Below are 13,444 nucleotides of genomic sequence, written 5' to 3' on the forward strand. Positions count from 1 at the left end.
CCGCCCAAGCTCGCGCTCGCTCATCATGACCCATCCCATGTGCATCCTCCAAAGCGCCAAGCTGGCAACACAGGGAGGGTGACACTTTAACTTTGCTCACATGGGACATTTCTACTTTGCGCCTACACGCAAGAATCCGATAATGGTAGTTATGTAACTGTTCTTCGAAGGATGACATTCCGCGCGGAAATAGAAAGTGACGGAACCTGCGATCTGTCCTGGACCGGCAAGCAAGACGCGGGATCATCGAGAAGAAACACCCAAGCCTGTTGGTCGGAGCGCAATACCGCCTGCTGCCCATCTCGCGGTTTTCTCCTGTGAGCCGCAGGACGAGACGGCGATGAACCCCACCTTCTGCAACGACCGCCGCCCACACATGACCCAAGACTGACATCTGGCCGTCTTGCTCCACTTCAGAGCGATCAAAACCGATCAGCACGTCCAGGCCGTAGTATAGCGCAGCCGGAATGCTGTCCAAAGATCGGAGAGGAGCTCATTGGTCAGTTTTTCTCTTCCGTCACAAATTGTCCGGCCTGAGCCGCAATATCGCCCGCAAGGCTAAGGCTACCGTTGTCGCGCATCTCGGCGACGTTGTCGGCGCTGACGGCGCCCGCGGTGTTCGACCAGGCACTGCGGACAAAGGTGGCGAGTTCTGCCACTTCTTCGTCGCTCAGGCGATGAGCGAAGCCGGGCATTTGCAGACGCATGGGCCGCATTCCGGTTGAAGGAAGCGTATCTCCGAACATAATCATGTGAATCAAACCTGTCGGTTGATCCGCGTTGACAAGATGGTTGCCGTCGAGTTCGGGAAAGACCTCGCTTGCGCCAAGACCGTCCACAAAATGGCACGCGTTGCAGTTATCAAGATAAAGCCGCGCGCCAAGTGCCATTTCCGGGTTGGCAGAGGTCAGCATTGCAGAGGTTTCGCTCGCGACAAGCATGTCGAACTTGGTTGCGCCTGGGTCTTCGGCGACGGCCTTGCCATCTTCGCTCGCGTCGTCAGCAGGGCCGTCATTTCCAATATGGCGCAGGTAGGCGACAACGGCGGCCAGATCATCAGGGGTGAGATATTGCAGTGAATCCTCGACAACCAGTGCCATCTCGCCCACGATGCTGGCATGTGCGTTGCGTCCTGTGGCAAGGATACGCGCCAGTTGCTCGCCATCCCAGCGCTGCGGCGGGCTATCGGGCCCGCGCAGATCCGGCGCTGTCCAGCCTGCAATTTCACCGCCGGTAAGAAACGGAGCGTCGTGCGCGGTAAAGCCGTTTTGGCCGAAGACCGCATTTCGCGGCGAATGGCAGGCACCACAATGTCCCGGCCCTTCCACGATATAGGCACCGCGATTGAGTTGTTCGTCATCGAACATCGGCTGGAACCCTGGATCGGGCAGATTGATCCAGTTCCATGCCCGCAGCCCCCAGCGCTGATCGAACGGAAACGGGAGGTCGTTGTCTGGGACGATGTTTTGGACGGGTGCCACCTCCTCCTTGAAATACGAATAAAGCGCCCGTACGTCCGTTTCTGAAATCAGCCTGTAATTGTCATAGGGCATCGCAGGATAAAGATGCGCGCCATCCTGACGGATGCCATCGTAAAGGGCCGCACGGAATTCATCGAGTGTGTAATTGCCGATCCCGGTTTCTGGATCGGGTGTGATATTAGAGGAATAGACCGTGCCGACCGGGCTTTCGATGGGGCGGCCACCCGCAAATTGCACGCCATCCTCTGCCGTATGACAGGCCGCGCAATCGGCCAGCCGCATCGCGTAATAGCCCTCGCCTTCGGCAGGCTCCCAGTCACCTGCAACAGCCTGTTGGGGGCCAGTCGTCTGGACCGGCACCAAAATGAACAATGCGAGCCCGATAACGGCAAACACAGCTACGACAATAATGACACGTAGAAAAGCTTTCATCGCAAGGCTCCTCTATACCAACGGGCGCGGGTTCGGCAGATAGTCGCGCCGGATTGCATCGGCAGACCAATAGGTCAGGCCACCCACCATCCCTGTGGGGTTGTACTGAAGGTTTTGCGGGAACGCGCCAGCCCCCATGACGAACACGTTGTGAACGTCCCACGACTGCAAATAGCGGTTGAGCGCAGACGTTGCCGGGTCGTTCCCCATCACCGTACCGCCGACATTGTGCGTGGTCTGATAACTGGTGGTGTCGTAGCTTGCCCCATCTTCGCGATAGCTTGAGGTCCAGCTTGTAGGATTCATCGACTCCACCAGCGGTTCGATCCGTTGGCGCATGAATTGCGTCATCGCGATCTCGTTCGGTTTCCAGTCAAAGGTCAGCCGCAGCAGCGGCCTGCCGTGCCGGTCTGTATAGGTCGGATCAAGGTCCATATAAGTGTCGCGATAGGCCATGTTGGACCCATGCGTGCCGACCCCCATCGACCGCCCGTACCATTCGCCGATGCCTCGTTTCCATTCGGCACCCCATGTTTTTGTGCCTTCGGGCAAGGACAAGGACCGGATAGGCTGGCCGTTGGTCTGGCTGTTGCTGATATAGCTGCCGCCGATGAAACCCTCGGCGGCAAAGTCGATCTGGTTGATGGCAAAATCGTCAATTGCGATGCCGTTTGCGCCTGCGCCGACGAACGGGTTGAAATCAATGTCGCGAAAATATGCCGCCGTGCTGCCCATCATCTGATAGGAGTAGTTCCGCCCCGTCACGCCTTCGCCGGTCGCAGGGTCATAGGGCTGTCCGATGCCCGACAGCAGCATGAGATGGACGTTGTGCATCTGATAGGCGGCAAGGATCACGATGTCGGCTGGTTGAAACACCTCTTCCTGTGCGGTCTCGTCGAAATAGGTGACACCCGTTGCGGTTTCCCCGTCCTCTGCCAGTTCGACCCGCAACACCTCGGCACCTGTGCGATACTGAAAGTTGGGCTTGCGCTTGAGCGCGTCCAGAATGCAGGTCTGTGGCGACGATTTCGAGTAATTCAGGCAACCATATCTCTCACAAAATCCGCAAAAGTTACAGGGGCCTAGCTGCATGCCATAAGGATTGACATAGGCTTGGCTGGCATTGGCTGCTGCCTTTATGAAGGGGTGATACCCTGCTGCCTGTGCCGCTTCGGCAAACATCCGGTTGGAAAGCGTCGTCGGCAGAGGCGGCATCGGAAACGGATTCGCGCGCGGTGCCTCAAAAGGGTTTCCTCCGGGCTGGATTTCACCGTTCAGGTTGCCAGCAACCCCGGCAATCCCCGCTACCTGTTCGAACCGATAGAGAAAGGGTTCCATCTCTTCATAGGTTACTCCCCAGTCCTGCAGCTGCATGTCTTCGGGAATAATGTTGGCACCAAAGGTTTCTTCGACATAGCTGCGCAGGCGCAATTCTTCCGCCATTGGGCGCCAGTGAACGCCATTCCAATGGATGCCCGCACCACCCACCCCGTCACCCAGCAAAAACGACCCGAACCGGCGGTAGGGCAGCGCGGTCTGGTTTGTGTTATGCCGTATCGTCAATGTCGACTGACGCGCGCGTTGCATGAAATCAAACCGGACACCAAAGCGCAGTTCGTCCGCAACCTCGGGATACCGGAAGTTCGGCACCGTTTCGCGGTCAGGGCCGCGTTCCAGTGCCAGAACTTCCAGCCCTTCTTCGCACATCTCCATCCCCATGATCGCGCCGGTCCAGCCCAGCCCCACGATCACGACATCTTTTCTTGGATCTTGCCGTGCCATGCTTATGCCCTCTCGCCGTTTATGGATACCGGTCCGAGCGGGTAGGGGATGTTGTCCTTGTCTACCCATTCGAGAAAGCTGGCGCGGGCACCGGGAAAGCCGATATAGACCCAGGACGCCATCTGATGGTTGCCGCCGTATTTCGGGTCCGAAAAGTACCCTTCCTTGGTGTTCTGAACGAGCAAGGCAAAGAAATCGCGCAATTCATCAGGCATGATGCGCACTGTCGTTTGCGTTTGCGCGCCGTTCTCATTGCCCCCTGCCCCGCCTTGACCGCCTTGCCCTGCGGGCGACGCTGCCGTTTCATTGGTCGCTTGTTCACCTTCGCCTGCAGCCGGGCCAAGTGCTTCTTCGGCGCGCTCGGCATCAGTCTCCAATGCGTTCAGTGCAGCATCCTGACTTTCTGTTGAAAGATCGGCAAAGGCGGCACCATATTCCGCAACGCACCATTCATCGAACCGCGCGATCCCGCCACGGTAGATTTCGGCGGGGGTCAGGGGCGTCTGATAGCCGAAGTCAGGATTTGCGCCGGGCTCGTGCGGGCCTTCCATGTACCAGTCTGCGGCCTGCCCGAATGGCCCCGCCAGGTCGCGATCAATGAAAACTGGCACACGGGCTTCGATCGCGCCGGGTCCATCACCGTCGGACGGGATAAGGCGCGCTGTCGCGGCCATGATGAAGGACCATTCCGCGCCGCTCAGAAACTCCGGTTGGTATTGATCCAGAGGGACGACCGGCTCCTGAGCCCACAATGGCTGAAAGCCGGATGCAGCAACGCCCGCTGCGCCCGCCTGCAGGAATGCCCGGCGCGTCGGAATGAGAATGTTTTTCATGAGTTTCTCCCGGTAGCGAGCGGTAAAGGCCTTGACGAATCCGGAGGCGGGTCGGGTGACCTGAGCGCCTTCAGAAATCCCGCATGCAAGCAGACAACAAGGCCGATGGTCCTATGCGAACCTGCGGCTCGCCTTTATGTTCCTGACGGTTTCTGAAAATACCTCCGCAGACGTGCCTGCGGGTTCTTTCTGAAGTTCACGCTGTGGATCTTGGTCGGCCTATCGGGCAAGAGGCCCAAGGCCCCCATCTGTCGAGGCAGTTCGTCTGCACGAGGTTTGCAGCGGTGTAAGCCTGGGTTCAATCCGTTCACACAGGATTTGACCGAGTTCCTGGGTCTGGGCGTCATTCATCCGCCAACCGCGCCAGCACAGAAGGAAATGCCTGGCCCGTTCCTGTGGTACATGACTTTTGCGGATGCCGCCGAACTGGTCGCTGAGGTCTATGACAGCGACTTCGGCCTTTCAGCCGGAGTCTGGGTTGTAAATGGTTTGCGGGGGATGCATGCCCATCTAGCAGGCAAAAGCCTTTACCGGGCGCTCAAGGTCTTCGACTATGGTATCCATGCTGACAGCACGGATACCACCAAATTTAGCGATGATGCGCCGCAGATCAGGCTCCGTAGGGAATCCAGATCGTCTTGCCTTGGGTGGCCTTGCGCAACAGGTCCGGGTCTGGGGTCTGCCAATCCCGCACACCAGTCTCGGCCCAGACCGGTTTGAGGTTCCCCACCGAAGCAGTCTCAACCATCGCTGCGCCGCTGGCGCTGCCACAGTACCAGAGTGCCGCAACCTCATCATGTTCGGCCAGAGTCTTTGCCAACACATCGCGTTCGCCGGTGACAAGGTTGATCACACCCGCTGGTACGTCCGAGGTTTCCAACACCTGATACAGGCGTGCTCCGACCAAAGGATGGCTTTGACTGGCCACGGCCACCACGCGGTTGCCCATCGCAACGGCCGGAAGGATCAATGCCAAAAGACCCAGCAGCGGCGCCTCATCCGGTGCCACAATGCCCATCACGCCAAAGGGTTCGTTCACCGTCATCGTCACATGGCGAGATTTTGTCGCCGTGACAGACCCGTCGAATTTGTCTGCCTGCGCAGCGGCCCAAAACGCGCGGCGGATTGCGGCCTCAACTTCGTCGCCCGGCTTGGGTGTGCCAGCGGCTGTCAAAGCCGCGACGAACTCTGCCCGACGCTGCTCAAGGTTTTCGGCAAGGAAATAAAGTACCTGCGCGCGATTGTGGGCCGTAACCCCGCCCCAGCCCCCTGCTTTGGCGGCAGCTTCGACGGCATTGCGGATGTCTTTCCGGTTGGCCATGGCCGCTTGCCCGATGGCACCGTTCTTGCCCATGACTGTATAGCTTTGCCCACCATCAGCACGGACCTGCTTGCCACCGATGTAAAGTTTTGCCGTGATGTCGATAGCAGGACGATCCGCTTTGCCGGTGAACGGCGCAATGTCCGGCGCGGAAGGCTCCAGGCGCGGTTTGCGGGCGATCTGCGGGCGGGTCAGATATTCCAGCATCCCCAGACGGCCACCCTCACGCCCGAACCCGCTTTCACGCATGCCACCGAACGGCGCACCCGCATCAAAGATGTTGGTCGCGTTGATCCATACGACACCCGCCTTAACCGCCGCCGCCGTTTCGATCGCGCGGTTGATGTTCTCGCTCCACACGCTTGCCGACAAGCCGTAACGCGTGTCATTGGCAAGTGTCACTGCCTCATCGGGGGTGCGGAAGGTCAGCGTCGTGGCCACCGGGCCAAAAATCTCGGTCTGGCTGACTGTATGGGCCGGAGCCGTGCCGGAAAAATAACCCGGCGCGCAAAACGCTCCGGTTTCAGGCAGGATCACCGGCGCACGACGCAGCGTCGCCCCCTCTGCCTCACCTTGAGCCAAAAGCGCTGTGATCCTTGCCAGTTGCTTGCGTGAGACGACGGCGCCCATGTCCATCGTCTTGTCCAGAGGGTCGCCCACCCGCAGGGTTTGCAACCGTGCATCAAGTTTCGCAAAGAACCGTTCGGCGACGCCCTCCTGTACCAGGATGCGCGAGCCGGCACAGCAAACCTCACCCTGATTGAACCAGATCGCATCGACCACGCCTTCCACTGCGGCATCCAGATCGGCGTCCTCGAACACAATGAAGGGCGATTTTCCACCCAGTTCCAAAGACAGCCTTTTTCCTGAACCCGCCAATTGGCGGCGCAACACACGTCCGACGTCGGTCGAACCAGTGAACGCCAGCTTGTTCACATCCGAGTGCCCCGCAAGCGCGGCTCCGGTCGCGCCATCCCCCTGAACAATATTGACCACGCCCGCAGGCAGGCCGATTTCAACACAAATCTCTGCAAAAGCCATGGCCGTCAGCGGTGTCAGGTCCGCTGGCTTCAGAACCACTGTATTGCCGGCCGCCAATGCAGGGGCGACTTTCCAGGCCAGCATCAACAGCGGAAAGTTCCACGGAATAATCTGACCGCAGACCCCGACAGGGGAAAGGCCGGGAAAGTCGCTTTCGATCATCTCAGCCCAACCAGCGTGGTGATAGAAATGGCGGGCCACAAGGGGGATGTCGATGTCACGTGTCTCGCGGATGGTTTTGCCGTTGTCCAGTGTCTCCAGCACAGCCAGAAAACGCTCGCGCTTTTGCACATGACGGGCCAGCGCATAAAGGTAGGTCGCGCGCTCATGGCCGGCCAGCGCTGTCCATTTTGGCAGCGCTGCACGGGCCGCCTTAACTGCTGCGTCGACTTCTGCTTCGGTGCCTAGGGCAACACGGGTCAGCACCTCATCTGTGGCCGGGTTGTAAACCTCTGTGGTTTCCCCCTCGGGCGCAGGGAATTTTCCACCAATGAAATGGGGGATCACTGAGCGGGTCTTGATCCAATCCCGGGCTTCGGCACTGGATTCCGGCGCGGGTCCGTAAGCCATGGTCTGCATGATATCCTTGATCTTCATCTTGTTACCCTCAGGCCAGCGCGTGGCGGTTTGCGGCAGAATAACGGCCTGTGACATAGTGTTCCAACTGACGCTCGATATCGCCTAACATGGAGGACGCCCCGATGCGGAACAGATCCGGCATCGTCCAGCGGACGTCGGCTTCTTCCTTCATCAGGACAAGCCAGTTCATGGCGTCCTTTGCGGTTTTCAGCCCGCCTGCCGGTTTGAACCCGACCCATTGGCCGGTTCTTTCACGAAAATCACGCAACGCACGCACCATCGTAAGTGACACCGGCAATGTGGCGTTGACATCCTCTTTGCCAGTCGATGTCTTGATAAAATCCGACCCGGCCTGCATGGCGACCATTGAGGCTTTGTAAACGTTGGTCAGCGTCTTCAGATCACCGGTCGCAAGGATGGCTTTCATATGCGCCGGTCCACACGCTTCACGCATCTGGCGAATTTCGTCATACAGGGCCTGCCATTTTCCGGTCAGCACCAGTTCGCGCGTGATCACAATGTCGATCTCTGCCGCCCCCTGTTCAACCGCATAACGGATCTCTGCCAGTCGAAGGGGCAGAGGTGTCAGCCCGGCCGGAAACCCCGTAGCGACCGACGCGACAGGAATACCCGACCCTTCCAACGCACGCACAGCATGGCTCACCATTGTCGGATAGACACAGACGGCACCAACCGTCAGCTGATCCAGACCCAAAGCCGCCATAAGATCACCGCGCAAAGGTGCCCGCGCCTTTGCACAAAGCCTTTGCACACGTCCTGCTGTATCATCTCCGGCCAGAGTGGTCAGGTCGATGCAGGTGATGGCACGCGCCAGCCAGGCCGCCTGAAATTCTTTCTTTACCGTCCTGCGCGTGGTCAGGGTCGCGGCCCTGCGTTCGGCAGCGGAGGCATTGACCGCCATGGTTTCGAACCAGTCCGGCGCAAAGGCAGACCCGGTCATCCGGGGAAATTCATGTGTCATGTGATAAGGTTCCTTGGGTCAGCCGCGCCCGCGGCGCAAGTCGATAAACCGGTTAAGAAGGATGGCGGCCACGATGATCAATCCGGTAACAGTCATCTGATAGAAAGATCCCAGCCCCAGAAGGTTGAAGATGTTTCGCAAAACCTGCAGCAGCATGACCGCAAAGAAGGTGCCCAAAATGCCGCCCCGCCCCCCGAAAAGTGACGTTCCACCCAGAACCACTGCCGCAATGGCATCCAACTCCAGACCCTGCGCGGCGGTTGGCTGGCCAATGCGCAAACGCGAAGTCAACAGGATCCCGGCAAGGGCGCTCATCACGCCCGACATGGCGAAAACCAAAATCAGCACCGCCCGGGTCGACAGGCCCGACAAACGTGCAGCTTCGGGATTGCCGCCGGTGGCATAGATCGTCTCACCCACCACGGTCAGCCGCAAGAGCCCCCCTGCCAGCACACACAGAAGCAGGAAAATCACCGCCATCGAACTCAGGGAAAAGCCCGGAAACAGCGGTATCTGAGTGGCCGAAATGGCGGCGAAGCTGGCGGGCAGCCCCGACACCGGAACGCCATCCGTCAGCAAATAAGTAACACCACGAAACGAAACCAGACCAGCCAGGGTCACGATAAAACTTGGCACCTGCGCCAAAGCCGTTATCGCCCCCATAACGGCGCCGCAGGCCGCGCCAATGGCGATGGTGGCCAGAATAGCGGCCCAGATCGGCCAGCCCCCAACCAAGAGGACCGCCACAACCATGCCGCACAGCGCGCAGACACTGCCGACAGACAAGTCGATATTGCCGGTCAGAATGACAAAGGTCATCCCCACCGCCACAACACCCGTGACCGCAGCCTGTTGAAACAGGTTCGAAATATTTCCGCTTGTCAGAAAATTCGGCGATAGCAGCGTCGCAATGATGACCACGACAAGAAAGATCACAATGAAATTGTATTCAATGCAAAGATCAATCAAACGCCTGGCGGCAGAGGGTCTGGTCTGGTCAGTCATTTGGTCTTTCCCCAAGAATCTGGCATTTCAGGATTGTGTCCTGATCTGTGTCGGCAGGATTGTAGCAGGCGATGTTGCGACCCTCATGGAAGACCCAGATCCGGTCACAGGCGGCATAGATTTCCTCGAACTCAGAGGACGCGACGATCACCGAAGCGCCTTTGCGTGACAGGCCATCAACCAGTTGGTAAAGATCGGCCTTGGCCCCGATGTCCAGCCCGCGCGAGGGTTCATCCAGAAGCAGAATTTCTGACCCTTTGATCAGCCATTTCGACAGCACAACCTTCTGCTGGTTGCCGCCGGAAAGCTGGATCACCTTTTGGTCCGGATGGCCGTACTTGGTAGAAAGCTGCCGCAACACCGCCACGGCATCTGACCGGCGTTTGGCGTGGCGCGTCCAGAAGTCACCCTGCATCGCCGGCAGGGTAGCATTCTTGTAGATCGCGGCATCCAGCATCAGACCTTCGGTCTTGCGGTTTTCCGGCACCAGACCAAAGCCCGCCCGGATCGCATCTGTCGGGCTGCGCGGTGCATAATCCTGTCCCTTCAGGCGCATTTGCGCCTGATGTGGCAATGCACCGAACAGAGCCTTCAGAAATGACGTGCGCCCCGCGCCGTTCAGACCGGTCAGACCCGCAATCTCGCCGCGCCGCAGGTCAAAGCCGCGGATATCCAGGCCATCTGCTCCGGTCAGTCGATCAACCTCAAGCACAACATCTGCCGACAGTGCAGGCCGTTCGTGGCGCTCGACCAACGCGCGTTTGTCACCCAGAATGGCATCAACCAAAACGGAATCCGGCGTGCCCGCCACGTCAAAAGTTTCGATCGTCCTGCCTGCCCGCAGCACCGTTACCCGATTGCCGATTTCGCGCAATTCCCCTAGCCGGTGACTGACATAGACAATGGCCACACCCTGCGACGTCAGCTCGCGGATGACCCGGAAGATAGATTTCAGCTCTGTTTCGTTCAGCGCAGCCGAGGGTTCATCCATGATGATAACCTTGGCCTCACGCGTCAGCGACCGTGCAATCGCCGTCAGTTGCTGCCCGGCGACAGACAGGCTTCCAACCATCACATCAGGCGAAAAGGTCGCACCGACCCGTGCGAGTGCCGCCAGCGCACGCCTCCGACGCGCCGCCTTGTCAAGAATGCCAAAACGGCGGGGCGGATGGCCAAGAAACAGATTCTCTGCGACGGTCATTTGGGGAACAAGGTCAAGCTCCTGATAGATCATCGAAATCCCGGCTCTTGCAGCATCCGAGGGCGACCGGAAAGTCACAGCACGGCCCTCGACACGGATGTCGCCACCAGATGGCATCATCGCTCCGGCACATAGTTTCAGAAAAGTCGATTTGCCTGCACCATTGGCCCCCAGCAAGCAGTGGACCTCGCCAGGAAACACGGTCAGGTGCGCCTCTTCAAGGGCCACGATATTGGGCGGAAAGCGCTTTGACAGCGCCTGCAGTTCCAACACAGGCCTCATGGCGTCTCCTCCAGAATGTTGTGGGCCGTGGTCTCATCCGTTACGAGGACAGAAACATATCGGGCCAGCAACGCCGCACGGGCGATAGAGTGCTTCTCGGCCCCTGCAACTACCCCGATGGCCCATTCCTTTTCACACAAATGATCAAGCCGCAGGCCAAGGGTCCGGTTGTCCAGATCTGCATCCACGACCCTGCCCTCGGCATCGACGAAGCGACCAAGGATATCACCCACTGCCCCCAATGCCTTGAGCCGCGCGATATCATCTTGGGTCAGATAGCCAGAGTCGGTCAGCACCGACTGGTGCGACAGCCCCCCCATGCCGAAACAGACCACCGGCGCGGCTTCTGCCAAGGCAAGCACTCTTGCAATGATCGGGTCTTGTTCCAACGCATCGCGGGTGGAAGACTTGCCCAGGATCGCAGGCACCGGCAAAAGCGTGGCCTGCCCGCCCGCTGATTGCGCAAACTCCTCCGCGACCGCCGAAGTGCGCGTTGACGTGACATGCAAGGCCGAATTGCCGTTCACCAGAACCACTTGTGCGCCAATGTTCCAGTCCTGTGGCAGGGCCCGCGCAACCGCCGCCATCGTCCGCCCCCAACTCACACCCAGCAGATCTGGTTTCGGGTTCATTCCCGCCAGATAACGCGCAGCGGCCTGCCCGACCGAGTCGATCAGCAGTGACGGGTCAGTGATGTCCCCCATCGGAACAACAACTGCGTCACGCAGTTGAAACCGATTTTGCAACGCAACCTCCAGCGAAGTTTTGCGGCTGGAACGCGGTGTGATCTCGATCTTGACGATGCCTTCCGCGCGGGCGCTGGTCAGCAGCTTGCCAACTTGCCATCGGGTCAGACCAAGTTCATGCGCAATCTCGGCTTGCGTCCGGTCCATGTCAAAATACAGTTTGGCCACCTGTACCATCAGATGATCGCGGCTTTCGTCCGACGGCAGTCGTTGCGAATAGGGCGCGCGGTTGCTCATCGCTTGTTCTCGGTCTGGCGGCTGGATAGCTCGTGCATCACTGGCATCAGAGCCTCTGTCGCCTGACGATAGAGCGGCAGCGTGCGGGCAAAATACTCCGAGCGGGCAGGATCTGGCAGAATCTCGTGGCTTGGCGATTCAAAGGCCCGCGCCGCCTCCGCCACAGAGCCATAGAGCCCGACGGCCGAGGCAGCAGCGACCGCAGCCCCCACCAATGACAAATTGTCTTCACGCGCCACGTGCACCGGACGCGCCAAGGCATCTACCGTGGCTTGCAACCACGCCGCATTCTTGACGATTCCACCCGCCAGCACCACGCGGCCGATCGGCACCTTTCGCTCGTTCAGGCAGGCCAACACATTCGCTGACCCCAAGGCCACTGCATCGACAACCGACGCATAGATATCGGCGCGCCCATGGCCAAGCGTCAGGCCCAGCATTGCACCGCGCAGGGCACCATCACGATAGGGCGTGCGATTGCCCATCCAGTAGTCAAGCGCCAGAAGTCCTTCGGCCCGCGCAGGGGTCGCCGCTACTTCAGCGATCAGCGCGCCCTGCCCTGTCCCGTCCAAGCCAAAAATGGTGCCTGCCAGCCATTGCATGACCGACCCGGCAGAAACCTGCCCGCATTCCACCAGCCAATGGCCATCGGTCAAGGCATTGGGGTAAGGCCCCCAAAAGCCCGAAACATCTGCCAGGCCACCCAGTTGCGTCAGCTGCACCACCGATGTTCCGCCAATGAAAAGCATGCCGCCCGGTGCAACGATATTGGCACCAAGCATTCCAATATGGGCGTCTATGCCGCCCTGCGCGACCATGGGCAGGTTGGTCAAACCCAGATCAGCGGCCATTTCGGCCCGCATCGGCGCGATACGGCCACCCACGGGGATCACGTCCTGTGGCAGGCGGTTCAGCAGATCGGCGATGCCAAGCGCATCGTAGACTTCGGGGCAGAACTGACCTTTGGCGCTGTCATAGTTCCACTTGCACGCCGCATTCATCCGGCTGGCAACCCATTTCCCCGTAAGGTCATGATTCACATAATCAAGCGCCTCGCAGATCACCTCTGCCCTTGACCAGATGTCAGGCTGGTGGCGCTTAAGCCACATTGCCTTGGGCACAAGCCATTCAACGGCATCGGAACCCCCGCAGTATTGCATCACAGGATGCGTCAACCTGGCGGTTTCGCGTGCTTCGGCTTCAGCGCGGCAGTCCATCCACAACAGGGCGGGTCGCAGGGGCGTGCCGTCGCGCAGGCAGACGGCGACTGTAGATGCCGTCGTGCCACAGCAGACGGCCTCCACCGAGCGCACAGCAGCACGGTCCAGCGCATCGCGCCCGGCCACCCGAAGTGCCGCAGACCAATCGGCTGGATCTTGTTCCGCCCAACCGGCGCGGGGGTAGAGTGTTTGATATGGCGCTTCGGCCATCGCCACCATAAAGCGACGATTGGTATCGTATACGCCTGCCCGCACCCCCCCGGTGCCGAAATCAAAGCTCAGAATATAACCCACGGCTCCCC

The 13,444-nt window shown here is 59.5% G+C and carries 9 protein-coding genes; all 9 read right to left on the reverse strand.

What is annotated here, in order from left to right:
* Nucleotides 1-500: 500 nt before the first annotated feature.
* Nucleotides 501-1,913: a cytochrome c gene (locus D1012_RS19965; protein ID WP_118155898.1), complete on the reverse strand. Its 1,413-nt coding sequence runs from the start codon at nt 1,911-1,913 to the stop codon at nt 501-503.
* Between the two features lie 12 nt (nt 1,914-1,925).
* On the reverse strand, nt 1,926-3,695 hold the full coding sequence (locus D1012_RS19970; RefSeq protein ID WP_118155899.1) for a GMC family oxidoreductase: 1,770 nt from the start codon (nt 3,693-3,695) through the stop codon (nt 1,926-1,928).
* Nucleotides 3,696-3,697: 2 nt separating this feature from the next.
* Nucleotides 3,698-4,528 (reverse strand): gluconate 2-dehydrogenase subunit 3 family protein, encoded by an 831-nt coding sequence (locus tag D1012_RS19975; RefSeq protein WP_118155900.1) that lies wholly within the window; start codon nt 4,526-4,528, stop codon nt 3,698-3,700.
* A 610-nt stretch (nt 4,529-5,138) separates the two neighbouring features.
* Complete coding sequence (locus D1012_RS19980) at nt 5,139-7,487, reverse strand: aldehyde dehydrogenase family protein (protein WP_199489578.1); 2,349 nt, start codon at nt 7,485-7,487, stop codon at nt 5,139-5,141.
* 10 nt (nt 7,488-7,497) lie between these two features.
* The gene (gene deoC, locus D1012_RS19985; protein ID WP_118155901.1) at nt 7,498-8,451 is read right to left on the reverse strand and encodes a deoxyribose-phosphate aldolase; all 954 of its coding nucleotides are present in this window, start codon (nt 8,449-8,451) and stop codon (nt 7,498-7,500) included.
* Nucleotides 8,452-8,469: 18 nt separating this feature from the next.
* Nucleotides 8,470-9,456, reverse strand: a complete 987-nt coding sequence (locus D1012_RS19990) for an ABC transporter permease (protein ID WP_118155902.1) — start codon at nt 9,454-9,456, stop codon at nt 8,470-8,472.
* The gene (locus tag D1012_RS19995; protein ID WP_118155903.1) at nt 9,449-10,939 is read right to left on the reverse strand and encodes a sugar ABC transporter ATP-binding protein; all 1,491 of its coding nucleotides are present in this window, start codon (nt 10,937-10,939) and stop codon (nt 9,449-9,451) included. Before D1012_RS19995 ends, D1012_RS19990 begins: the two co-directional genes overlap by 8 nt.
* On the reverse strand, nt 10,936-11,922 hold the full coding sequence (locus tag D1012_RS20000; RefSeq protein WP_118155904.1) for a sugar-binding transcriptional regulator: 987 nt from the start codon (nt 11,920-11,922) through the stop codon (nt 10,936-10,938). The genes D1012_RS19995 and D1012_RS20000 overlap by 4 nt, the downstream gene beginning before the upstream one ends.
* Complete coding sequence (locus tag D1012_RS20005; protein WP_118155905.1) at nt 11,919-13,436, reverse strand: FGGY-family carbohydrate kinase; 1,518 nt, start codon at nt 13,434-13,436, stop codon at nt 11,919-11,921. Before D1012_RS20005 ends, D1012_RS20000 begins: the two co-directional genes overlap by 4 nt.
* Between the last annotated feature and the right edge of the window lie 8 nt (nt 13,437-13,444).

The organism is Pseudotabrizicola alkalilacus (genome assembly GCF_003443995.1).
Lineage (GTDB): Bacteria > Pseudomonadota > Alphaproteobacteria > Rhodobacterales > Rhodobacteraceae > Pseudotabrizicola > Pseudotabrizicola alkalilacus.

Excerpts from the sequence above, each read along its gene's own strand:
- D1012_RS19965 (WP_118155898.1), bottom strand. The coding sequence starts at position 1,913 with ATGAAAGCTTTTCTACGTGTCATTATTGTCGTAGCTGTGTTTGCCGTT.
- D1012_RS19995 (WP_118155903.1), bottom strand. The coding sequence starts at position 10,939 with ATGAGGCCTGTGTTGGAACTGCAGGCGCTGTCAAAGCGCTTTCCGCCC.
- D1012_RS19980 (WP_199489578.1), bottom strand. The coding sequence starts at position 7,487 with ATGAAGATCAAGGATATCATGCAGACCATGGCTTACGGACCCGCGCCG.
- D1012_RS20000 (WP_118155904.1), bottom strand. The coding sequence starts at position 11,922 with ATGAGCAACCGCGCGCCCTATTCGCAACGACTGCCGTCGGACGAAAGC.
- D1012_RS19975 (WP_118155900.1), bottom strand. The coding sequence starts at position 4,528 with ATGAAAAACATTCTCATTCCGACGCGCCGGGCATTCCTGCAGGCGGGC.
- D1012_RS19990 (WP_118155902.1), bottom strand. The coding sequence starts at position 9,456 with ATGACTGACCAGACCAGACCCTCTGCCGCCAGGCGTTTGATTGATCTT.
- D1012_RS19970 (WP_118155899.1), bottom strand. The coding sequence starts at position 3,695 with ATGGCACGGCAAGATCCAAGAAAAGATGTCGTGATCGTGGGGCTGGGC.
- deoC (WP_118155901.1), bottom strand. The coding sequence starts at position 8,451 with ATGACACATGAATTTCCCCGGATGACCGGGTCTGCCTTTGCGCCGGAC.